20 protein-coding genes are annotated in these 21349 nt (G+C 67.1%); 10 read left to right on the top strand and 10 right to left on the bottom strand.

Annotated features, from left to right (window positions below):
- Nucleotides 1-70: 70 nt before the first annotated feature.
- The 4 genes from tilS to cysS all read right to left on the bottom strand — a co-directional run bounded on the left by tilS (nt 71) and on the right by cysS (nt 4888).
- Entirely contained in the window at nt 71-1528 is a 1458-nt protein-coding gene (tilS, locus tag ACYP5B_RS32665; RefSeq protein ID WP_459572385.1) for a tRNA lysidine(34) synthetase TilS, read from the bottom strand.
- Nucleotides 1494-2465, bottom strand: coding sequence for an acetyl-CoA carboxylase carboxyltransferase subunit alpha (locus ACYP5B_RS32660; protein ID WP_006163150.1), 972 nt, complete (start codon nt 2463-2465; stop codon nt 1494-1496). The genes tilS and ACYP5B_RS32660 overlap by 35 nt, the downstream gene beginning before the upstream one ends.
- 114 nt (nt 2466-2579) lie before the next feature.
- Nucleotides 2580-3503: a DNA-3-methyladenine glycosylase family protein gene (locus tag ACYP5B_RS32655; RefSeq protein WP_400095615.1), complete on the bottom strand. Its 924-nt coding sequence runs from the start codon at nt 3501-3503 to the stop codon at nt 2580-2582.
- Nucleotides 3500-4888 carry a cysteine--tRNA ligase gene (gene cysS, locus ACYP5B_RS32650; protein WP_400095616.1) on the bottom strand — a complete coding sequence of 463 codons (1389 nt, stop codon included), beginning with the start codon at nt 4886-4888 and terminating at the stop codon, nt 3500-3502. The genes ACYP5B_RS32655 and cysS overlap by 4 nt, the downstream gene beginning before the upstream one ends.
- 243 nt (nt 4889-5131) lie before the next feature.
- Between cysS and ACYP5B_RS32645 the strand changes: the two genes are divergently transcribed.
- The 4 genes from ACYP5B_RS32645 to ACYP5B_RS32630 all read left to right on the top strand — a co-directional run bounded on the left by ACYP5B_RS32645 (nt 5132) and on the right by ACYP5B_RS32630 (nt 7889).
- Complete coding sequence (locus ACYP5B_RS32645; protein ID WP_400095618.1) at nt 5132-5830, top strand: tetratricopeptide repeat protein; 699 nt, start codon at nt 5132-5134, stop codon at nt 5828-5830.
- A 70-nt stretch (nt 5831-5900) separates the two neighbouring features.
- Complete coding sequence (locus tag ACYP5B_RS32640; protein ID WP_318230754.1) at nt 5901-6485, top strand: peptidylprolyl isomerase; 585 nt, start codon at nt 5901-5903, stop codon at nt 6483-6485.
- Between the two features lie 32 nt (nt 6486-6517).
- Nucleotides 6518-7018 (top strand): peptidylprolyl isomerase, encoded by a 501-nt coding sequence (locus ACYP5B_RS32635; RefSeq protein WP_267606156.1) that lies wholly within the window; start codon nt 6518-6520, stop codon nt 7016-7018.
- Nucleotides 7019-7100: 82 nt separating this feature from the next.
- A complete protein-coding gene (locus ACYP5B_RS32630) occupies nt 7101-7889 on the top strand; it encodes a UDP-2,3-diacylglucosamine diphosphatase (RefSeq protein WP_400095620.1) in 789 nt (262 codons plus the stop codon).
- Nucleotides 7890-7946: 57 nt separating this feature from the next.
- Here the strand turns inward: ACYP5B_RS32630 and cysE are convergent, their stop codons facing one another.
- From cysE to ACYP5B_RS32615, 3 genes are read right to left on the bottom strand one after another with little or no spacing between them, the layout of a single operon-like run.
- Complete coding sequence (gene cysE, locus ACYP5B_RS32625; protein WP_318230752.1) at nt 7947-8867, bottom strand: serine O-acetyltransferase; 921 nt, start codon at nt 8865-8867, stop codon at nt 7947-7949.
- 31 nt (nt 8868-8898) lie between these two features.
- The gene (locus ACYP5B_RS32620; protein ID WP_459572384.1) at nt 8899-9480 is read right to left on the bottom strand and encodes a PrpF domain-containing protein; all 582 of its coding nucleotides are present in this window, start codon (nt 9478-9480) and stop codon (nt 8899-8901) included.
- Between the two features lie 4 nt (nt 9481-9484).
- On the bottom strand, nt 9485-10498 hold the full coding sequence (locus ACYP5B_RS32615; protein ID WP_459572383.1) for an RNA methyltransferase: 1014 nt from the start codon (nt 10496-10498) through the stop codon (nt 9485-9487).
- A 137-nt stretch (nt 10499-10635) separates the two neighbouring features.
- Between ACYP5B_RS32615 and ACYP5B_RS32610 the strand changes: the two genes are divergently transcribed.
- Nucleotides 10636-11457 carry an inositol monophosphatase family protein gene (locus ACYP5B_RS32610; RefSeq protein ID WP_459572382.1) on the top strand — a complete coding sequence of 274 codons (822 nt, stop codon included), beginning with the start codon at nt 10636-10638 and terminating at the stop codon, nt 11455-11457.
- A 39-nt stretch (nt 11458-11496) separates the two neighbouring features.
- On the opposite strand, the gene ACYP5B_RS32605 is transcribed toward ACYP5B_RS32610, so the two are convergent.
- Together ACYP5B_RS32605 and ACYP5B_RS32600 are read right to left on the bottom strand one after the other, a co-directional pair.
- Nucleotides 11497-11802 (bottom strand): hypothetical protein, encoded by a 306-nt coding sequence (locus ACYP5B_RS32605; RefSeq protein WP_459572381.1) that lies wholly within the window; start codon nt 11800-11802, stop codon nt 11497-11499.
- Between the two features lie 14 nt (nt 11803-11816).
- The gene (locus ACYP5B_RS32600; RefSeq protein ID WP_459572380.1) at nt 11817-12512 is read right to left on the bottom strand and encodes a pyridoxamine 5'-phosphate oxidase family protein; all 696 of its coding nucleotides are present in this window, start codon (nt 12510-12512) and stop codon (nt 11817-11819) included.
- Nucleotides 12513-12674: 162 nt separating this feature from the next.
- Here ACYP5B_RS32600 and pdxR point away from each other — a divergent pair, with 162 nt between their 5' ends.
- Nucleotides 12675-14150, top strand: a complete 1476-nt coding sequence (pdxR, locus tag ACYP5B_RS32595; protein WP_459572379.1) for a MocR-like pyridoxine biosynthesis transcription factor PdxR — start codon at nt 12675-12677, stop codon at nt 14148-14150.
- Nucleotides 14151-14325: 175 nt separating this feature from the next.
- Nucleotides 14326-16293: an APC family permease gene (locus tag ACYP5B_RS32590; protein ID WP_459572378.1), complete on the top strand. Its 1968-nt coding sequence runs from the start codon at nt 14326-14328 to the stop codon at nt 16291-16293.
- A 20-nt stretch (nt 16294-16313) separates the two neighbouring features.
- On the opposite strand, the gene ACYP5B_RS32585 is transcribed toward ACYP5B_RS32590, so the two are convergent.
- On the bottom strand, nt 16314-16739 hold the full coding sequence (locus ACYP5B_RS32585; protein WP_267606147.1) for a universal stress protein: 426 nt from the start codon (nt 16737-16739) through the stop codon (nt 16314-16316).
- Nucleotides 16740-17186: 447 nt separating this feature from the next.
- Between ACYP5B_RS32585 and ACYP5B_RS32580 the strand changes: the two genes are divergently transcribed.
- Genes ACYP5B_RS32580 through kdpB form a run of 3 tightly spaced genes read left to right on the top strand, consistent with a single transcriptional unit; the run spans nt 17187 to nt 21336 of the window.
- The gene (locus tag ACYP5B_RS32580) at nt 17187-17282 is read left to right on the top strand and encodes a potassium-transporting ATPase subunit F (protein WP_267606146.1); all 96 of its coding nucleotides are present in this window, start codon (nt 17187-17189) and stop codon (nt 17280-17282) included.
- Between the two features lie 36 nt (nt 17283-17318).
- Nucleotides 17319-19133: a potassium-transporting ATPase subunit KdpA gene (gene kdpA / locus ACYP5B_RS32575; RefSeq protein ID WP_459572377.1), complete on the top strand. Its 1815-nt coding sequence runs from the start codon at nt 17319-17321 to the stop codon at nt 19131-19133.
- 58 nt (nt 19134-19191) lie between these two features.
- Nucleotides 19192-21336 (top strand): potassium-transporting ATPase subunit KdpB, encoded by a 2145-nt coding sequence (kdpB, locus tag ACYP5B_RS32570; RefSeq protein WP_400095637.1) that lies wholly within the window; start codon nt 19192-19194, stop codon nt 21334-21336.
- The last annotated feature ends 13 nt before the right edge of the window (nt 21337-21349 follow it).

Below are 21349 nucleotides of genomic sequence, written 5' to 3'. Positions count from 1 at the left end.
CAAGTGGCGCGCAAGGGTTGCTGCGGCCAGAAAGCGGCCTGAAAGCGGCCCGAAGGCGGCTTACCGAGGCTTAATCGATCGGCGCGATGTGGCCCGGCGCATCCACCCACTCGACCCATTCGACACGCCAGCGCGGCGCGGCCGGCGCATCCGGCCAGCGCCGGTGCATGCCCAGGCCAGCCGCGAACACAAGCTGGTCGCCAGACCACAGCAGCGGCAGCCGCGCGCGGCGCGCCATCGGCACACCAGCTTCCTGGTAGGCCTGCTTGAGCGCGCGCGCGGGCCCGCCCGGGCGCAGCACGATGCGCTCGCCGCCTTGCCGCGCAGCAAGGCGCATGGGGCGGCGCAGTGCCGCTTCCGGCAGGCCGAAGGTATCGTCGCGCGTAAAGCGCAGCTCGCCATGCCACGCGGGCACAGGCAGGCTTGCTTCGCCCTGCCAATGCAGCGCCAGGTCTTCCGACGCGATGGCCGGCCCGGCGCGGCGTGCCAGCACGCGCCCCTGGAAGCGATGCAAGACCAGGGCCTCGTGATGGATGGCGGGCTCGCCGCCTTCGTGTTCGATCAGTTGCGCGCGCATGGCGGACAGCCGCGCGGTGGACGGGGCCTGCGTGCCGAGCTCGCGCAGCCACAGGCGCAGCACTGCATCGGCCTGGGCCGGCGCGAGCGCGCGCAGCCCCGCGAGATCCAGCTCGGCCAGCGTGCTGGCATCGCGCGGCGTGCGCACCAGCCCCGACATCCACTGCGTGGCGAGCGCGTCGAGCAATTCGCCGGCCTGCGCCAGGTGCGCTGCAGCCTGCGCCACGTTGGCACGCAATGCAGGAAACGCGGCAGCCAGCGCCGGCATCTGCTGCCTCAGCGCGTTGCGGGCGAAACGGGCATCGTCATTGGAAGGATCGTCGATCCAGGGGAGCGCGTGGATGGCGCAGTACGCATCGATGTCGTCGCGGCCGACCTCAAGCCAGGGACGCAGCAATACGATCTGCTGCCTCTCCCCAAGCCGGCGCAGGCGCGGCATGCCGCCAAGCCCGGCCAGCCCGCTGCCGCGGAACAGGCGCAACAGCACGGTCTCGACCTGGTCGTCCAGGTGATGCGCGAACAGCAGCAGTTGCGCCCCGGCCTCGTCGCACATGGCCTCGAGCGCAGCGTAGCGCGCGCGCCGCGCTGCTGCCTCCAGCCCTTCGCCCTGCCCCTGGGTCACGGTGACGCGGCGGCTGAAAAACGGCAGTTGCCAGTCGCTGCACAGCGAGGCGCAGAAAGCGTCCCACTGGTCCGCCTCGGCCTGCAGGCCATGATGCACATGCAGTGCGACAACGCGCAGCGGCAGCGACGACGCCACCACGGCCGCACGCAGCGCGTGCAGCAGCGCGACCGAATCGCGTCCGCCGGAAAGGGCCACCGCCACCGTGCCTGCCCGCGCGCCGTCGCCAGAAACAACAAAGGCCGCACCGGCCTGAAGCGCCTGTGCGACCTTGTCGGTCAGGCCGGCGGACGGGTCAGCCCGGTGCGCCGGTTTCCTTGAACTTGCCATAGGCCAGCAGGCGCTCATGACGGCGTGCCTGCAGCTCCTTCACGCTCATGCCCTGGAACTGGCGCAGCGAATCCGCCAGCGAGCGCTTGAGCATGGCAGCCATGCCCTTGACGTCGCGGTGCGCGCCGCCCAGCGGCTCGCTCACGATCTTGTCAATCAGGCTGAGCGCCTTGAGGCGGTGCGCGGTCAGGCCGAGGGCTTCGGCAGCTTCCGGCGCTTTCTCGGCGGTCTTCCACAGGATCGACGCGCAGCCTTCCGGCGAGATCACGGCGTAGGTGGCGAACTGCAGCATCTGCACCACGTCGCCTACGGCAATCGCCAGTGCGCCGCCCGAGCCGCCTTCACCGATGATGGTGGCGATCAGGGGCACCTTGAGGCCTGCCATGACATAGAGATTGTGGCCGATGGCTTCGGATTGGCCGCGCTCTTCGGCGTCGATGCCGGGGAATGCCCCCGGGGTGTCGACGAAGGTGAAGATCGGCAGGCCGAACTTGTCGGCGAGTTCCATCAGGCGCTTGGCCTTGCGATAGCCCTCGGGCTTGGACATGCCGAAGTTGCGCAGCGCGCGCTCCTTGGTGTCGCGGCCCTTCTGGTGGCCCATCACCATGCACGCCTGCCCGTTGAAGCGAGCCAGGCCGCCCACGATCGACAGATCGTCGGCAAAGGCGCGGTCGCCGTGCAGTTCGTGGAAATCGGTGAAGATCTCCCGCACATAGTCCAGCGTGTAAGGACGCTGCGGGTGCCGGGCGATCTGTGCCACCTGCCATGGGGTCAGGTTCGCGTAGATGTCCTTGGTAAGCTGCTGGCTCTTGCCGGCCAGCCGCGAAATCTCTTCGGAGATATCGACAGCCGAATCGTCCTGCACAAATCGCAGTTCTTCGATCTTTGCCTCGAGTTCGGCAATAGGCTGCTCAAAATCTAGGAAGGTGGTTTTCATGAGACTCGCGTACCTGTCTGTGAAGGAGCGCATTCTACCGGAATTCGCCCACTAAACCGCAAGTCTGCGGATGCAGTCTCGCGCACTTCCGTGCAAATTTTGCTGCCTTCCAGCCTAATACGTCACAGGCAAGGGATCAAGACTACGCCACATATACCAGGTAGCGACGGTGCGCCACGGCTCCCAGTTGGCCGCAACCTCGCGCGCCTCGCTGCGCGTGACGGGCTCGCCGCTGAAATAATTCGTCGAGATGGCGTTGATCAGGCCGACGTCATCGAGTGGCAGCACATTGGGCCGCATCAGGTTGAACATCAGGAACATTTCGGCGGTCCAGCGGCCTATGCCGCGGATCTGCGTCAGCTCCGCGATGACGGCTTCGTCATCCATCTCGGTCCAGCTATTCACATGCACGCGCCCTGCCTTGAAATGCTCGGCAAGATCGACGATGTATTCCGCCTTGCGGCGCGACAGGCCGCAGGCGGCCAGGTTGTCGTGGCCCGCCTTGAGCATCTGCGCCGGCGTGAGCTTGGGACAGACCACCACCAGCCGCTCCCACACCGTCTGCGCGGCCTTCACCGAGATCTGCTGGCCCACTACGGACCGGGCCAGCGTGATGAACGGGTCGCCACGCGAGATCAGGTGCGCGGGGCCGTAGGTGGGGATCATCTTGCGCAGGATGCGGTCGCGCTTCATCAGGTCGGCGCAGGCCTCATCCCAGTAAGCCGGACGCACGGCATCCACCACCGTTTCAACCGGCAGCGGCAGCGCCTCGGCTTCAGGCAGCACAGGCCCCCTGGCCGCGCGCGCGCCGGTCTTGAGCGCGGGCTTGCCGTCCGCCTTTAACACCGGGCCAAGTGACTTGCCAGCTTCCTTGGCGGCCGCCTTCACTGGCTTGGCTGGCTTGGCCACCTTCGCCGCCGTGCTCGCCTTAAGCAGTTTCGCGGGCGCCAGCGGCTTGGCCGCGGACTTGGCCTTGGTGGTCGCAGCGGTCTTGGACGGCGCCGCGGGCGTCGCCGTCTTGCGCACGGCAGCGTTCAAGCGCGCCTCCACTCGGTAGCACCGCCGGGCTTGTCTTCGAGAACCACGCCGCCCGCGAGCAACTCGGCTCGGATGCGGTCGGCTTCGGCAAAATTGCGATCGGCCTTGGCCTGCTTGCGCGCCGCGATCAGCCCTTCGATCTGCTCCGGCTCGAGGCCATCGGCCGGCTTGCCGCCTTGCAGGAACGCATGGGCATCGCGCCCCAGCAGGCCCAGCGTGGCGGCCAGCCCCTTGAGCTGGCGCGCCATCACGGAAGAACCAGTGCGATTGACTTCGCCGGCCAGGTCGAACAGCACGGCCATGGCGATCGGCGTATTGAAGTCGTCGCCCATTGCGTCGACAAAGCGCCGCGCATGCGCCTCTTCCCAGTCCAGCGGCAGGACATCGGGTTGCACGTCCTTGAGCGCCGTGTACAGGCGCGTCAGCGAGTGACGGGCGTCTTCCAGGTGGACATTGCTGTAGTGCAGCGGGCTGCGGTAGTGCGCGCGCAGGATGAAGAAGCGCACCACCTCGGCGTCGTACTCCTTGAGCACGTCGCGGATGGTGAAGAAGTTGCCAAGCGACTTCGACATCTTCTCGTCATTGATGCGCACGAAGCCGTTGTGCATCCACAGGTTGACGAACGTCTTGCCGCTGGCACCCTCGGACTGCGCGATCTCGTTCTCATGGTGCGGGAACTGCAGGTCGGCGCCGCCGCCGTGGATGTCGAAATGCTCGCCCAGCAAGGCGCAGCTCATCGCCGAGCACTCGATATGCCAGCCAGGGCGGCCCGAGCCCCACTTGGAGTCCCACTTGCTTTCGGCGGGCTCGCTTTCCTTGGCGGACTTCCACAGCACGAAGTCGAGCGGATCGTGCTTGGCTTCGTTGGTGGCCACGCGCTCGCCGGCGCGCAGGTCCTCCAGCGACTTGCCCGACAGGCGGCCGTAGTTGGGGAACTTGCGCACGGCGTAGTTCACGTCGCCGTCGCTGGCATGGTAGGCCAGGCCGCGGGATTCAAGCTTGCTGATGATGTCGAGCATCTGCGGCACGTAGTCGGTGGCGCGCGGCTCATGGTCCGGGCGCTGGATGCCGAGCGCGTCGGCATCCTCGTGCATGTAGCGGATGAAGCGGTTGGTCAGCGCGCCGATGGTCTCGCCATTCTCCGCGGCGCGGCGAATGATCTTGTCATCGATATCGGTGATGTTCTGGACATATGTCACGTCGTAGCCGGCGGTGCGCAGCCAGCGCTGCACCATGTCGAATACCACCATCACGCGCGCATGGCCGACGTGGCAATAGTCGTACACCGTCATGCCGCAGACATACATGCGTACACGGCCGGGTTCGATTGGCACGAAAGGCTGCTTTTCACGCGCGAGCGTGTTGTAGATATTCAGAGGATGCATGAAACGAGGTGAATGGATGAGGGATTGCGCCATTGTCGCGCCATTCGCGAGACCGGCTACCTGGCGCCTGCCTAAAGCCTGGCGCGACCCATATCTTACCGGAAGCGCCCGGGCGCGGTGGGCCGTTGCCGCGCCTTGCGCCGCAGTACCGCAAGCCCGCGCGGCGAGGCCATCGCACCGATACCCGGGCCGGCATGCCCGCGCTTTGCTAGAATGCCGCGGAGTATAACGGACCGCCCATACATGAGCCTGTTCCTGCCCACCATAGCAACCGCTTCATCCCAGCCCGCGCGCCAACGCCTTGCGGCCGCCTCCTTCGCCTTGGCGGCGATCCTGGCAGGCCTCGTTGCCGTCGCAGCGCCCGCGCGCGCGCAGAACGGTCCGCTATCGCTCGCGGTGCCGGGCACCGCGCCCGGCGGCGTGCGCTCGGCCGACCCCGGCATGGTGGACGCCGAAAAGGCGGCGGCGCAGAAGCAGTATGGCGAGGCCATCGACCGTTTCGACCGCGTGCTGGCCACCAACCCGCGCAATGCCCAGGCGCGCTTCGAGCGTGCATGGGCCCTGGCCCAGGCCGGGCGCGAGGACGAGGCCATTGCGGCGCTGCAATCCATGGCCCAGGACTTCCCGGAGTTGCCCGAACCACACAACAACCTGGCGTTGCTGTATGCCAAGCGCGGGGACTTGAAGCGCGCCGAAGCGGAATTGCTGCTCGCGATCGATGTCAAGCCCGATTTCGCCGTGGGCTATGCCAACCTTGGCGATGTCTACCGCCGCATGGCCGAGAATGCCTACCGCAACGCCCTGCGCCGCAATCCCAAGGATGCGGGCGCCGCTGCCGGCCTCAAGCAATTGCAGCCTGTCGCGGCCACCCAGCCACCGGCCGTCGGCACCCGCAAGCCAGGCGCGGCCGCCAGCGAGCCGGCCGCCGCGCCCAAACCTTAATTACCTTGCCCAACGGGCGGGGCCGCGACCCTGCCCGGCCCTATCGTTTCCCCGATCCACGGAGTCAAGCATGATCTTTTCGCGTCGCCTCGTCCTTGCCGGCATCGCCGCCGCCGCCATGGCGCTCTCGCCGCTGGCCGCGCAGGCACAGCAGACAAAAACCGAGCGGGTGCAGTTCGTCACCAGCGCCGGCAAGTTCACGCTCGAGGTCTATCCGGACGCCGCGCCCAAGACCGTCGCGAACTTCATGGAGTACGTGAAGAGCGGCTTCTATAGCGGTACCATCTTCCACCGCGTCATCAACGGCTTCATGGTGCAAGGCGGCGGCTTCGACCGGGACATGAAGCAAAAGCCCACGCGCGCGCCGATCCCGCTGGAAGCCCAGAACGGGCTGAAGAACAAGGCCGGCACGGTGGCCATGGCACGCACCAGCGATCCGAACTCCGCCACCGCCCAGTTCTTCATCAATGTGGTGGATAATTCCAGTCTCGACTATCCGCAGCCGGACGGTAATGGTTACGCCGTGTTCGGCAAGGTGGTGGAAGGCATGGATACCGTCGACAAGATGAAGAACGCGCCCACCACCTCGTATGGCCCGATGCGCAATGTGCCGGCCACGCCGATCGTGATCGAATCGGCTACCGTCGTCAAATAACCGCCGAACAAACACCGAACAAAGGAAATCCAATGTCCAAGGTAGAGCTCCACACCAACCAGGGTGTCATCACCATCGAACTCGACGCTGAAAAGGCACCGAAGTCGGTTGAAAACTTCCTGTCGTATGTGCGCAAGGGTCACTACGACAACACCATTTTTCACCGTGTGATCAAGAACTTCATGATCCAGGGCGGCGGTTTCGAACCCGGCATGAAGCAAAAGGGCACCGATGCCCCGATCGAGAACGAAGCCGGCAACGGCCTGAAGAACGATCGCTACACGGTTGCCATGGCGCGTACCAACGCACCGCACTCGGCCACCGCGCAGTTCTTCATCAATGCGGTCGACAATGACTTCCTGAACTTCACCTCGCCGACCCCGCAAGGCTTCGGCTATGCCGTGTTCGGCAAGGTTGTCGACGGTACCGACGTGGTCGAGAAGATCAAGGGCGTGCGTACCGGCAGCGCTGGCTTCCACCAGGACGTGCCGCTCGAAGACGTGGTCATCGAAAAGGCCGTGGTGGTCGAATAAGCCACTGGCCATCCCGGGACACGTTTCACCGAGCCCCGCGGGGTCGCACCATGACGTCAGGCCAGCTTCTCTTTCCAACCGCATGACTGTGACCCCATCCACGCCGGCCGCCGGCGCCCTCGCGGTGCCAGCGCCGGCGTGGTTCATTTCCGACCTGCATCTCACCCCCGGCATGCCGCGCACGCTGGCGTCCTTCGAGCACGTGCTCGAACGCGCGGCGCAAGAGGCGCGCGCCCTGTTCATCCTGGGTGATTTTTTCGAATTCTGGGTTGGCGACGAAGAAACCGACAGCCCCTTCGCGGCGCAGGTGGCCGCCAGCCTGCGCCGGCTTGCCGAGCGCGGCGCCAAGGTCTACCTGATGCACGGCAACCGCGACTTCCTGCTGGGGCAGCGCTTTGCGCGCGCCGCAGGCGCCACCTTGCTGCCCGACCCCACCGTGATCGACTGCGCCGGCCAGCGCGTGGTGCTCAGCCATGGCGACATGCTGTGCACCGACGATGCACGCTACATGCGGTTTCGCCACTGGACCCGCAAACGCTGGGTGCAGCGTGTCTTCCTGTCGCTGCCCTTGACGCTGCGGCTGCGCGTGGCGCGCCGGCTGCGCGCGGACAGCGAGGCCGGCCGCACACAGGCCCGCCGCGATGCCCCGCCCGATTACGGCGACACCACCCCGCAGGCCGTGGCCGCACTACTGCGCGCAAGCCAGGCGCCGGCCCTGGTGCATGGCCACACCCACCGCCCCGCCCGGCATGAAAGCCCGGAAGGCGTGCGCTGGGTGCTGACCGACTGGGACCTCGACGGCAAGCGGCCGCGCGCCGCCGTGCTGCAACTCGACGCGGGTGGATTCAGCGTGCTGCCGCAAGTGGGCTGACGCCGAATCCCCCCTTTCCTGCTGCATCCGCCTGCTTCGTCAAATCACTTCGTCAGCTCACTTCATCAACTTGCGCAACTCGCTCGCATCGAAGCGGTCGTTCGGCGTGTTCTCGAGATGCTCGCCCAGGCGATCCAGCGCGGCCATCACGGTCTCCAGCCGTTCGTGCTGCTGCGCCGCGTTGTCGATCAGGCTCTTGAGCGCCAGCGAGACCGGGTCGTCCGCGTTCGGCGTGATGCCATAGGCGGAGAACTCCTGCTTGGCGCCCTGCTGCCCGCTGGGCGCGTCCGGCAAGATGATGCGCGCCGGAATGCCGACCGCGGTGGCGCCCGGCGGCACCGGCTTGAGCACCACGGCATTGGAGCCGATGCGCGCGCCGTCACCGATGGTGTAGCCGCCGAGCACCTTGGCCCCGGCGCTCACCACCACATTCGCACCCAGCGTGGGATGGCGCTTCACGCCCTTGTAGAGCGAGGTCCCGCCCAGGGTCACGCCCTGGTAGATGGTGCAGTCGTCGCCGATCTCCGCGGTCTCGCCCACCACCACGCCCATGCCGTGATCGATGAACACGCGCCGCCCCACCTTGGCGCCGGGGTGGATCTCGATGCCGGTGAAAAAGCGGGCCCAGTGCGAAATCCAGCGGCCCAGCCAGTGAAACCCTGCATTCCAGCAGGCATGCGCGAAGCGATGGAACATCACGGCGTGAAAGCCGGGATAGCAGGTCAGTACCTCCAGACGGCTGCGTGCGGCGGGGTCGCGCCGCATGATGGCGTCGATATCTTCCTTCAGGCGAGTGAACATCTTGGTCGTGTCGTGTTGCCACGCGGTGCGCCGCGCGCCCTGGGTCACCAGGGCTGGCGCGCGATCGCCAGCATGGTCATTGGCCGGTGAAAACGGGATCAGGGAGTGTAAGAGATTTGCTACCCTGCTGCCGCCATGGACATTGACTGCAATGACGCCGGCTGGTCCGCGGGACATGTGGAACATCCGGGACAGGCGGCGCCTGCCATCAACATCGCTCGGGCACGTGAACCAGGCCGGTCATCAGGCGGCGCGCGCTGGTGGGGCGCGAAGGCAATGACGCACCCGCGGGCGCGAGGTAGTCGAGCACGATCCCGGCCGCCGCAAACGGCAGGCCGTCCTCGGCAAGATCGCCATCCTCGAGCGGATGGCCATTGCGGCAAGGCACGCGGGCAACGCAGGCCTGGCCCACGTTCTGCTGCCAGATGCGCACGGAGGTGACGCTGTCGCGCGCGGGCACAAAACCGCGCCAGATCGCGAACGGGCCCGCCGCCGCCAGCAGGTCGCCGCTATTGCCGGCCCAGTCGATGCGCGGCTCGCCGATGGCCACCGCGCCGAACAGGCAGTCCACATCGCAATCGGGACGCTGCGAGGAACGCACCAGCACGACATGGCTGGTGCTGGCGGTGGCGCCGCCCATGCCATCGCTGTGCCGGCCATGCGGATCGAGCGAGCCGATCACGCGCAGCAGCACGCCGTCGCGGTCGCCCGGATCGGTGGGCAAGTCGTCAGCCAGGAAGAAGACGCCTTTGCTGGTGCCGCCACGCATGTAGTAGGCCGGAATCTCCACCTGCTCACTTCTCCTGTTTGGTTGGCGCCCGTGCGCCGGGGCCTTGCGCGGCCGCCAGCATGTGCTTGGCGATGCCCCGCAGGATATTGACTTCCTCGCGCTCCAGGCCGCTGCGTGCGAGCAGCCGGCGCAGGCGCGGCATGAGCTTCTTCGGGCTGGCCGGATCGAGGAAGCCGATGGCTTCCAGCCCCGACTGCAGGTGGCCGAACATGGCCTCGATCTGCTCGGCCGTGGCCGGTTCGCCAGCATAGCCGATCTCGGCGAGCGGCGTCGCCCTCACCTCCAGCAGCGCCAGGCGCATCTCGTAGGCCACCAGTTGCACGGCCTGGGCAAGATTGAGCGAGGTGTAAGCGGGATTGGCGGGAATATGGGTGACCGCCGAGCAGCGGTCGACCACCTCGTTGGGCAGGCCGAAACGCTCATTGCCGAACACGAAGGCTACGCGGGCACCGGCGGCGGCGGTGCTTTGCTGGATGGCTTGCGGGGTGGCTTGCAGGGCGGCAATGCGGGCCCCGGCCTGCGCCACCGCGTCGCGCGGCAGCAGGCGGGGCGGCCCGAACTCGCGCTGGCGTGCAGTGAGCGCCACTGCGTAAGCGGTGCCGGCCAGAGCGGCCTCGATGTTCTCGACGATCACCGCGCCTGCCAACACGTCGTCGGCGCCGCTGGCCATGGCGATGGCATCCGGATGCTCGCGCACCGCCGGCTCACGTGGCGAAACCAGCACCAGGCTGCCCGGCTCGGTACCGAAACCCATGGTCTTCATGGCCCGCGCGACGGCACCGACATTGCCGGGGTGGCTGGTCTCGACCAGCACGAAGCGCACGGCGGCGAACGCGGCGGGGGCCATCAGGGCCGCAGCGGCTGCGGCCTGCGCAGCGACAGCGGAAACTGCCTGGGAAGGCGCGCCAGATGGGGGATCAAGCTCCGGGCCGGCCTGGGTGGCGGGGGCTGCGGCGGGGGCGCCGCTGGCGTCCGCGCTCGTCTGGTTCTGCGGGTTCATATACAATTCAGGCTTCATCTTCGGTGCGCCGCCCGTTTTATGCGATAGCGACGCGCCCGTTCTTCTACAATCCGTTGTGTTGTCAGCCGCCCCGAAGGGCAGCGCGCCGGCCTTTTGCGCCAGGCCGCGCACCCTTGGCCGGCCTGGAGAGATTCATGCATCCGATGCTAAATATTGCCGTCAAGGCGGCCCGCAAGGCAGGTTCCGTCATCAACCGCGCGTCGATGGACGTCGACCGGGTTCAGGTCTCCCGCAAGCAGCACAACGATTTCGTCACCGAAGTCGACCGCGCCGCCGAGGCCGCGATCGTCGAGATCATCCGCACGGCCTACCCGGATCACGCCATTCTAGCGGAAGAGTCCGGCCAGTCCTGGGGCGAGGGCGAAGAACCCACCAGCGAATACGTCTGGGTCATCGACCCGCTCGACGGCACCACCAACTTTATCCATGGCTTCCCGCAGTATGCGGTTTCCATTGCCCAGTTGCACAAGGGCGTGCCGGCACAAGCCGTCGTCTACGATCCGTCGCGTGACGAACTCTTCACAGCCAGCAAGGGTGCCGGCGCGTTCCTGAACAACCGCCGCATCCGTGTGTCCCGCCGCGACAAGCTGGCCGACTGCCTGATCGGCACCGGCTTCCCCTATCGCGACATGGAAGGCCTGGACAAGTACATGGAACTGTTCGCGCTGATGACGCGAAGCTGCGCCGGCCTGCGCCGCCCGGGCGCCGCGGCGCTGGACCTGGCCTACGTGGCCTGCGGCCGCACCGACGGTTTCTTCGAGCAAGGCCTGCACCCGTGGGACATGGCCGCCGGCATGCTGCTGGTGACCGAGGCCGGCGGCCTGGTGGGCAACTACTCGGGCGAAGCGCGCCAGCTCGAGCAGGGTGAAGTGCTGGCCGGCAACCCCAAGGCGTTCGCGCAGATGGTGCGCCTGCTGTCCCCGTTCTCGGTGGACAACGCCAAGCCGGCCCGCTAAGGACCGCGGCAGCGACGCAGCGCGGCCGCCTGGCCGCGCTCAGCGTGACGGGCGCGGCGGCGCCCCGGCAGGATGCCAGATGCCGAGTGCCACGCCGCCCACGATCATCGCCATCGCGCCCAGCAGCGGCCGCCCAAGCGGCTCGCCCAGCACCAGGGCCGAACACAGGCTGCCGAACACCGGCACCCCCAGCAGGCCGAGCGACGTCGCCATGGCCGGCAGTGCGCGGTTCACCGTGGTCAGCGCCAGGTAAGCCAGCGCGATACCGAACACCCCGCCGTACAGCAGCCCCACCACGGCCAGCAGCGCGATGGCCTCTCGACGTGAAAGCACAGGGATGGCCATGGGGTGCTGCCGGCTCAAGCATCCACCGCGACTGTCCTGTCCGGCACCTCCGCCTCGGCGCAGGCGCCCTGCCCCCAGCGCCGCACATAGTCCGGCACGCTGCGCTGCAAGCCATCCGGCACCGGCCGTTGCCCCTGCAGGCTCAGCGGCAGCACGCCCGCCCATACGGGCAACGCCATATCGGCCTCGTCATCCTTGGGCCCGCCGCTGCGGATCTTGGTGGCCGCCTCCTCCAGCCCGATGCGCAACACCGTGGTCGCCGCCAGCTCATTGGCATCCCCTGGCCTCGCCTCGCCCGAACGCCCCACCGCAATGCGCTCCAGGAAGGCATCCATCGCCGCCGCCTTCGCCGCGCCGCCCACCACTTCAAAACTGCCGTAGATCACCGCCGAGCGGTAGTTCATCGAATGATGAAACGCGGATCGCGCCATCACCAGGCCGTCGAGGTGCGTCACGGTTACGCAGACCTGGCTGCCTGTCGCGGCCAGCTTCAGCATGCGGCTGCCATTGGAGCCATGGATGTAGAGGTGCTCGCCCTCGCGCCAGCATGCGGTGGGAATGCAGTGGGTGCCGTGATCGTCGGTGAAGGCCAGGTGGCACAGGTAAGCATCGTCGAGGATCGCATGCAGGGTCGCGCGATCGTAATGGCCGCGCTCGGCAACGCGCCGCACGCGGGTACGTTCGCTCGGCGGCATGGGTTTCTGGCTCATGGTGGCTCCTTGTCATGGGGTTGGGGGGTGGGCTTGCCGCATGGCAATGCATCGCGTTGCGGCGATGCAGCCAAGATAGGGTTTTCGTGGCACCATGGCTAGACCCAACCTACGCACAGTTTTTAGAACCACGGAAACCACGGAAACCACGGAAACCACGATATGGACTACGGCCTGCTGGTCTCGACCTTCACGCGCCAGCTCGATGGCCGCAAGCTCACCCAGCAGCGGCTCCTGTACGAATGCCTGCGCGGCGCCATCCTCGACGGCAGGATCGCCCAGGGCAGCCAGCTGATCGCCACGCGCACGCTGGCGGCGGAGCTCGGCATGGCACGCAACTCGGTGATCTACGCCTACGAGAGCCTGGCGGCGGAAGGCTTCGTGGTGCCGACGCGGCACGGCACCACGGTGGCGCGCGTGGGCCTGGTGCAAGCCGGCCACAGCGCGGGGGCGGTCAAGCGCGTCGCCGCGTTGTCGCAGCGCGTGCGCGGACTGCGGCGCGATGCCGACGGCATGCACGACCTGCTGCCTTTCGTGCCGGGCGTGCCCGACCTCGATGGCTTTCCGCTGGCCGCGTGGCGGCGCTGCATCGAACGCGCCTGGCGCCAGCTCGGTCCCCGCCATCTTGGCTACGGCAAGGTCGAAGGGCAGCCCGCGCTGCGCCACGCCATCGCCGAGTACCTGAAGGTCTCGCGCGGGGTGCGCTGCGACATGGACCAGGTCTTCATCACCGACGGCACGCAGACCAGCCTGGACCTGTGCGCGCGCATCCTGGCCGATGCCGGCGACACGGCCTGGATCGAGAATCCCGGCTACGGCGGCGCGCGGGCCGCCTTCCAGTCGGCCGGGCTTGTGCTCGAGCCCGTGGCGGTGGATGCGGACGGACTGGCGCCCCGCCCCGAGCAGTGGCGCGACGCCCCGCCCCGGCTGATCTACATCACGCCATCCCATCAGTATCCGCTGGGCTCCATCCTCAGCCTGGAACGGCGCCTCAAGCTCATCGAAGATGCCCGCGCCGCCGGCGCCTGGGTCGTCGAGGACGACTACGACAGCGAGTTCCGCCGCGGCGGCGTGCCGCTCTCGGCCGTGCAGGGGCTCAGCGAGGATGCGCCGGTGATCTACCTGGGCACGTTCAGCAAGACCATGTTCCCGGCGCTGCGCCTGGGCTTCATGGTGGTGCCGCGCTACCTGGCCGCGACCATCGCCGGCACGCTTGGCGAAATCACCCGGCGGGGCCACGTGGCCGAGCAGATCGCACTGGCTGACTTCATCGACAGCGGCCAGTTCGCCCGCCACCTGCGCCGCATGCGCCAGCGCTACGGACTGCGCCGCGACGCCCTGGAGGCCGCACTGGCGCGCCACCTGCGCGGCAGCTTGACGGTATCGGCCAGCGCTGGCGGCATGCACCTGTCCGCGCGCCTGGAACTGCCTCTTGCCGATACCGTGGTCACCCGCGCGGCCCGCGCGCAAGGACTGATCGTGCGGCCGCTGAGCACCTACCGCTTGCCCGGCACGCCGCTGGCGCAGTACAACGGCTTCGTGTTCGGCTACGCCGGCGTGCCGGCCGGCGCCATCGACGGGCTGATCGCGCGGCTGGCACAGGTGATCGACGCGCTGCGGGGCGAGCCGGCGTCGTAGCACGGCGCTGAACCCGTGCTTGCGAATCGGCCCGCTCGCCGCCTACATTACTTCCATGGGAGTGCCGAGCTCCCTGTGCTGGCACGCGGGCAGCGACGCCGCCAGCCGCAATCGCGTCCCAATCGCGTCCCAATCGCGTCCCAGTCGCGTCCAAATCGCATTCCAGGTGGCGAACATGGCGGCATTGTCGAAGTGGTGGAGGCACCTGGCCGGCAAGCCGCTCGACCCGCTCGCGCCGGAAACCCGCCACGCGATCGCCGTGGTGCCCGTTCTGGCCTGGGTTGGGCTGGGCGCCGACGGGCTTTCCTCCTCGTGCTACGGGCCCGAGGAGGCATTCCTGGCCCTTGGCACCCACACGCCGCTGGCACTCTTCCTTGCCCTTGCCACCGCCAGCACGGTATTCATCATCGCGGTCGGCTACAACCAGGTCATCGAGCTGTTCCCCACCGGCGGCGGCGGCTACCGCGTGGCCACGGCCTTGCTGGGGCCGCGCCCCGGACTGGTGTCGGGCGCGGCGTTGCTGGTCGACTACGTACTCACCGTCGCGACCTCGCTGGCCAGCGGCGTCGACGCGTTCTTCAGCCTGCTGCCGGTCGAGGCGCAACCCCTCAAGCTGGCAACCGAGCTGGCGATCGTGGTCATGATGACGGGGCTCAATTTCCGCGGCATGAAGGAATCGATCCTGGTGCTTATGCCGATCTTCCTGGCCTTCGTGGTCTTGCATCTCGGGCTGATCGTGTATGGCGTTGCCGCGCACGGCGATCACCTTGGCGCGGTCGTGCCCAACGCCATTGGCGAGGCGTCCGGGATGTCGCAGGCGATGGGGCCGATCGTGGTGGCTGCGCTGCTGATGCGCGCGTTCTCGCTGGGTGGCGGTACCTACACCGGGCTGGAGGCGGTTTCGAACAACGTGAACATGCTGGCCGAGCCGCGGGTGCCGAACGGCAAGTGGACGATGTTCTACATGGCGACTTCACTGGCCTTCACGGCGGGCGGGATCATCCTGCTGTATATGCTTTGGAACGCATCCCCGGTGGAGGGCAAGACGCTGAACGCCGTGGTCTTCGACCGCATCATCGACCATCTCGGCTTCGGCTCGGCATGGTCCCACCAAGCGCTGCTCGCGGCGATCCTGGCCTCGGAGGCCGGGCTGCTGCTCGTAGGGGCGCAGACCGGCTTCCTGGACGGCCCGGCGGTGCTGTCGAACATGGCGGCGGACTACTGGGTGCCGCGGCATTTCCGCGATCTCTCCGCCCGGCTGGTGCGGCAGAACGGCGTCATCGTCATGGGCGTGGCCAGCTTGCTGATCCTGCTGTGGACGCACGGCCAGGTTGCGGTCCTGGTGGTGCTGTACAGCATCAATGTGTTCCTGACCTTCAGCCTGTCGCTGCTTGGCCTGTGCATCTATTGGTGGCGCCATCGCGGCGAGCCGCGCTGGATCGTGCGCTTCGCCCTGTCCCTCTTGGGCTTGACGGTCACCGCTACGGTCCTGGTGATCACGCTGGTGGAAAAATTCACCGCCGGCGGCTGGCTGACCGTGCTGGTAACGGGCCTGGTGATCGCATTGTGCGTGCTGGTCAAGCGGCACTACACGGCCACCCGCACCGAGCTCGCCCGCGCGGATGCCCTGTTCGCAGGCAGCCCGCCGCTGGTCGATGCGAGCCGCGTGCGGCCGCTCGACCGCACATTGCCCACCGCGATCGTACTGGTGGGCAAGCACCGCGGCGTCAGCATGCATGCACTGCTCTGGGTCGAGCGCCTGTTTCCGGGACACTTCAAGAACATGATCTTCCTGGCCGTGGGAGAGGTCGATGCGCAGAGCTACGAGGGCCAGGAAACCCTGCACCACCTTCAGCAGGCGATTGGAGAGTCACTGCGCTACTACGTCGCCAATTGCCAGCGCCACGGCCTGGCGGCCGATTCGCGCGCGGCATTCGGCACAAACCCGGTGCTCGAGTTCATGACGCTGGTCGATGCCGTAACGGCGGAGTACCCGAACAGCGTCTGCTTTGCCAGCAAGCTGATCTTCCAGCACGTCAATTTCCTCACCGCCAGGCTGCACAACCAGACCCCCGCCGAGCTTCAGGCACGGCTGCACCTGCAAGGAAAGCAGATGGTGCTGCTGCCGATGAACGTGGCGTGAGAGTGCCGTGAGAGTGCGAGCTACTTGACCAGCGTCACCGGCACGCTCGACATGCGTATCAGCTTGTTGGTCAGCCGTCCCGCCAGCAACGCGCCCACGGCCGTGCGCCCGGCCGTGCCCATCACGATGGCATCGCAGTCGTTCGCGGCCGCGGCCTGCGCAATGGTGTGCGCCACGTCGCCCACCTTGATCTGCGCAACATACCTGGCCCCGGCGTCGTCCAGGATGCTGCGTGCATCGCGCAGCGCGGCCTCCCCGCTCGCCTCCTCCAGCTTGCGCAACGCGGCCAGCGAGTGGAAGGCCGAGGCGCGGCCGAATTCCAGCGGCGGCTGGACATTGAGCAGGACCACCTCGGACACACAGCGGTCCCGGAACATGAAGGCGGCATGACGCACCGCATCCAGCGCGTGCGCGGAGCCGTTGACGGGTACCAGAACTCTCAGCATGTCGACCCCCTTCCCTTGTCTCGATCCTTGATCGTTTCGCGACCGGCGTGTATCGGCCAGTCATCTCGATTCCATATAAGTTCGGATCCCGCAAAGATTCTGTAAAGACACAGATTGCCGCATATTTTTTTCGTAAACATCCTTCATCCGCGAACGCGCCGCGGCACGCCGCCTTTTTTTGTTTACGGAAATTTGACATCGGGCCCGCCCATCTTTACCGCATGATGCCGCCGGCACGGCTATAGCTAATGCAGATATCGCGCGCCCTCCCGTATCAGCCTCCGACGGGCCGGCACAGCGCTTCAGGCGACGTGGAGCACACGCTCATGAACCTCTTCTTATGGCTTCCCCTGCTGTTCGCGCTGGGCCTTGCCGGCATCGGCCTGTGCGGATTGTTCCTGCTCGGCTGCGAACGCATCTGAAGGCCGCCGGGGCGGCTCGATTGCATTGGAGATACCCACCATGACCTGGCTTGCCGCGGGCTTGTCCCTGTTCGTCTTTGTGTACCTGGTGCTGGCCCTGATCCGGCCGGAATGGTTCTAGCGCGGCGAAATTCGCCGTCACTTCCCGGAGCGACCTATGTGGACCCTCCCCCTGCTCATCCTGGCCCTCGCCATTGCCGTGTCGATCCCGCTCAGCCGCTACATGGCGTGGATCATGGATGGCAAGTACCGGCCGCTGCCGGGCCTGCGCTGGTTCGAAGCGCGCCTCGATAGCGGGCCCCAGGACTGGAAGCAATACACGCTGGCCTTGCTGGTGTTCAACGGCTTGCTGTTCGTCTATGGCTACCTGGTGCTATCGCTGCAGCCCGTCACGCCGCTCAACCCGATGGGCCGCGGCATGCTGGCGCCATCGACCATCTTCAACACGGTCATCTCGTTCATCACCAATACCAACCTGCAGCACTACTCGGGCGACCAGCACCTCTCCAACTTCAGCCAGATCTTCTTCATCCTGCCGAACATGTTCCTGTCGGCGGCGGTTGGCTTGTGCGCGCTGGCAGCCATCATCCGCGCGCTGCGCGGCGAGCCGGCCCTGGGCAACTTCTTCGTGGACATGTGGCGGGTGGTGATCTACATGTTCTTGCCGGCGGCGCTGGTGTGCGGCGTGATCTTCATCCAGCAAGGCACGCCCATGACCTACCAGAGCGCCTACCAGGTGAGCACGCTGGAGCCAGCCGCGATGGGCACGGCCGACAATGGCGAGCCCAAGACGCAGACCATCATCGTCGGCCCGGTCGCGGCGGTGGTGCCGATCAAGATGCTCGGCACCAATGGCGGTGGCTTCTATGGCATGAACGCGGCGCATCCTTTTGAAAACCCGACGGCGGCCAGCAATGTGCTGACCACCGTTGCCATGATGGTGTTCCCGTTCGCGCTCGTGCTGATGTACGGCCGCATGCTCGGGCGGCTGCGCCACGCCGTGGTGATCTACGGCGTGATGCTGACCATGATGGTCAGCCTGATCGGCTGGACGATCTACTGGGACGCCTTGCAGCCCAATCCCGCGCTGACGGCGCATCCGGTGGCGCGCAGCTACCCGATGCCCGGCAAGGCAGCGGGCTCGCCCGCCATGCTGACGATACCGGCGCTGCCCGCACTGCCGGTGGACCAGCACCTGGGCAACCTGGAAGGCAAGGAACTACGCTTTGGCACTTCCGCCGGCGCGACCTTTGCCGCCATCACGACGGATGTGACCTGCGGCGCCGTCAATGCCGAGCACGACAGCCTGCATCCGATGGCGGGGCTCGCGCCGCTGATCGGCATGTGGATCAATTGCGTGTTCGGCGGCAAGGGCGTCGGCATGATCAACCTGTTGCTGTTCCTGATCGTGGGCGTGTTCCTGGCGGGACAGATGGTGGGCCGCACACCGGAGTACCTGGGACGCAAGGTCGGCGCGCGCGAAATGAAGCTGGCCATGATCGCGCTGCTGATCCATCCGATCCTGATCCTGGGCCCCACCGGCATCGTCTCCGCGACCGACTGGGGCCCCAAGGCCGCGCCCAATGCCGGCCCGCACGCCTTCACCGAGATCACCTACCAGTTCTCCTCGGCCTCGGCCAACAATGGATCCGCCTTCGATGGACTGGCAGTCAGCTATGGCCCCAACGCCAACCCGGCCCCGCCACCGTCGGCCGTGCCGCTGGACGTGTCGACCGGCCTGGTGATGCTGTTCAGCCGTTACCTGCCGATCATCGCGCCGATCGCCATGGCGGTCTTCCTCGGGCGCAAGAAGGTGGCGCCGACGACCTTGGGCACCATGCGCGACAACACCCTGACCTTCGGCCTGCTGCTGCTGGGCACCATTGCCATCGTGGGTGCGCTGCTGTTCCTGCCGGTAGCAGCGCTTGGGCCGCTGGCCGAGTATCTCGGGCCGATCCCGTTCGGGGGTTAGCCAGGGAGCGCCCCCGGTTGCAGTTTTGCAGTGATGCCTCTATCGAAGGAACCCTGTCATGGCTAGCATCAAGACACCTCACGATGCGGTTGCCGGCCTGCCCACCGGGCTGAAGCCGTCGCGCAGCCTGATGCCGCACGAACTCTTCCCCTGGCCGCTGGTGCGCACCGCCATGTGGGAGGCGGTGCTGGCGCTGCGGCCGGACGTGCAATGGAAAAACCCGGTGATGTTCGTGGTGGAGCTCGGTGCGCTGCTGACCCTGTTCTACACCGTGCAAGTGGCGCTTGGCCACGCCGTGAGCCAGGTTCCGCTGACCTACTTCGTCGCGCTCGATGGCTGGCTGTGGGCGACCGTGCTGTTTGCCAATTTCGCCACGGCCATCGCCGAGGAGCGCGGCAAGGCACAGGCAGAATCCATGCGCCGTACGCGCCACGACACGGTGGCCTACCGGCTGCAGGGCGATCGCGTGGAGACAGTGAGATCGACCAAGCTGGTGCCGGGCGACCTGGTGATCGTCAAGGCCTGGCAGATCATTCCCAGCGACGGCGAAGTGGTCGAGGGCGCGGCGGCGGTGGACGAATCCGCCATCACCGGCGAGTCCGCGCCGGTGATCCGCGAGTTCGGCGGCGACCGCACCGGCGTGACCGGCGGCACCATGGTGATCTCCGACGAGATCACCATCCGCATCACCGCGCGCGCGGGCGACACCTTCATCGACCACATGATCCGCCTGGTGGAAGGCGCGGTACGGCAACGCACACCGAACGAGATCGCGCTGACGCTGGTCCTGTCCGCCTTCACCCTGATCTTCCTGATCGTGGTGGTGCCACTGTGGCCGATGGCCCTGAACGCCGAGCAGTACATGACGTCGTACCTCGGGCTGGCCACGCCGCTCAAGAGCCTGGGCACCGATATCCCGACCCTGGTGGCCCTGCTGGTATGCCTGATCCCCACCACCATCGGCGCCCTGCTCGCGGCCATCGGCATCGCCGGCATGGACCGGGCGATGCGCGCCAATATCATTGCCAAGAGCGGCAAGGCGGTCGAGGTGGCGGGCGATATCGACACCGTGGTGCTCGACAAGACCGGCACCATCACCGTGGGCAATCGCCGCGCCACCCAGTTCCTGCCCGTGGCCACCTGCTCCGAGGCCGAGCTGCAGCGGCTGGCGGCGCTAGCATCCGCCGGCGACCAGACTCCCGAGGGCAAGAGCATCGTGACGGCAGCCCTTGGCCGCAGCGCCAATGCACCGCCCCATGGCACCATCATCGTGCCCTTCTCGGCGCAGAGCCGCATGAGCGGCATCGACCTGCCGGATGGGAGCGTGCTGCGCAAGGGGGCGCCGGATGCGGTCCTGGCCCACGTCGGCAAGCTCGGCGGCACGGTGCCGCCCGGACTGGACGCCATGCTCAGGATGATCGGCGGCAAGGGCGCCACGCCGCTGGTGGTGGCCTCCGGCAATGCCATCCTCGGCGTGGTGGTGCTGGAGGACGTGCTCAAGGAAGGCATCCGCGAGCGCATCCTGCACCTGCGCAAGATGGGGCTGCATACCGTGATGGTGACCGGCGACAACGCCCTCACCGCCGCCACGATTGCGGACCTCGCAGGCGTGGATGAATTCATCGCGCAAGCGACGCCGGAGGCCAAGCTCACCTACCTGCGGCGCGAACAGGCCGAGGGCAAGTTGGTGGCCATGATGGGCGACGGCACCAACGACGCCCCGGCCCTGGCCCAGGCCGATGTCGGCCTGGCCATGAATTCCGGCACCCAGGCCGCCAAGGAGGCCGGCAATATGGTCGACCTCGACAGCGACCCGACCAAGCTGATCGAAGTGGTCGAGATCGGCAAGCAGTTGCTGATGACCCGCGGCGCGCTGACCACGTTCTCCATCGCCAACGACGTGGCGAAGTACTTCGCCATCGTGCCGGCGCTGTTCGCGGGCACGCTGCCGTGGCTCAAGGGGATGGACGTGATGCAACTGCACTCGCCCACCTCGGCCATCCTCTCGGCGGTGATCTTCAATGCGCTCATCATCCCGATGCTGATCCCGATCGCGCTCAAGGGCGTCACCTACCGGCCGCTGGGCGCCGATGCCCTGCTGCGCCGCAACCTCCTGGTGTGGGGGCTGGGCGGCGTGGTGGTGCCGTTCATCGGCATCAAGTTGATCGACCTGCTGCTGGTGGCGCTGCAGCTGGCGGGCTGAGGCTCGTGCCACG

The sequence above is a fragment of the Cupriavidus sp. 8B genome, assembly GCF_054589115.1.
The sequence above is the reverse complement of the archived record's forward strand: the minus strand, read 5'-3'. Positions and strand labels throughout refer to the sequence as shown.

Bases quoted from the DNA above. Each gene is read 5' to 3' on its own strand.
- ACYP5B_RS32590 (WP_459572378.1), top strand. From the start codon at position 14,326: ATGGCGGCATTGTCGAAGTGGTGGAGGCACCTGGCCGGCAAGCCGCTC.
- kdpB (WP_400095637.1), top strand. From the start codon at position 19,192: ATGGCTAGCATCAAGACACCTCACGATGCGGTTGCCGGCCTGCCCACC.
- ACYP5B_RS32610 (WP_459572382.1), top strand. From the start codon at position 10,636: ATGCATCCGATGCTAAATATTGCCGTCAAGGCGGCCCGCAAGGCAGGT.
- ACYP5B_RS32640 (WP_318230754.1), top strand. From the start codon at position 5,901: ATGATCTTTTCGCGTCGCCTCGTCCTTGCCGGCATCGCCGCCGCCGCC.
- cysE (WP_318230752.1), bottom strand. From the start codon at position 8,867: ATGTCCCGCGGACCAGCCGGCGTCATTGCAGTCAATGTCCATGGCGGC.
- ACYP5B_RS32585 (WP_267606147.1), bottom strand. From the start codon at position 16,739: ATGCTGAGAGTTCTGGTACCCGTCAACGGCTCCGCGCACGCGCTGGAT.
- ACYP5B_RS32635 (WP_267606156.1), top strand. From the start codon at position 6,518: ATGTCCAAGGTAGAGCTCCACACCAACCAGGGTGTCATCACCATCGAA.
- ACYP5B_RS32600 (WP_459572380.1), bottom strand. From the start codon at position 12,512: ATGAGCCAGAAACCCATGCCGCCGAGCGAACGTACCCGCGTGCGGCGC.
- kdpA (WP_459572377.1), top strand. From the start codon at position 17,319: ATGTGGACCCTCCCCCTGCTCATCCTGGCCCTCGCCATTGCCGTGTCG.
- pdxR (WP_459572379.1), top strand. From the start codon at position 12,675: ATGGACTACGGCCTGCTGGTCTCGACCTTCACGCGCCAGCTCGATGGC.
- ACYP5B_RS32605 (WP_459572381.1), bottom strand. From the start codon at position 11,802: ATGGCCATCCCTGTGCTTTCACGTCGAGAGGCCATCGCGCTGCTGGCC.
- ACYP5B_RS32645 (WP_400095618.1), top strand. From the start codon at position 5,132: ATGAGCCTGTTCCTGCCCACCATAGCAACCGCTTCATCCCAGCCCGCG.
- ACYP5B_RS32615 (WP_459572383.1), bottom strand. From the start codon at position 10,498: ATGAAGCCTGAATTGTATATGAACCCGCAGAACCAGACGAGCGCGGAC.
- tilS (WP_459572385.1), bottom strand. From the start codon at position 1,528: ATGGCAAGTTCAAGGAAACCGGCGCACCGGGCTGACCCGTCCGCCGGC.
- ACYP5B_RS32660 (WP_006163150.1), bottom strand. From the start codon at position 2,465: ATGAAAACCACCTTCCTAGATTTTGAGCAGCCTATTGCCGAACTCGAG.
- cysS (WP_400095616.1), bottom strand. From the start codon at position 4,888: ATGCATCCTCTGAATATCTACAACACGCTCGCGCGTGAAAAGCAGCCT.
- ACYP5B_RS32630 (WP_400095620.1), top strand. From the start codon at position 7,101: ATGACTGTGACCCCATCCACGCCGGCCGCCGGCGCCCTCGCGGTGCCA.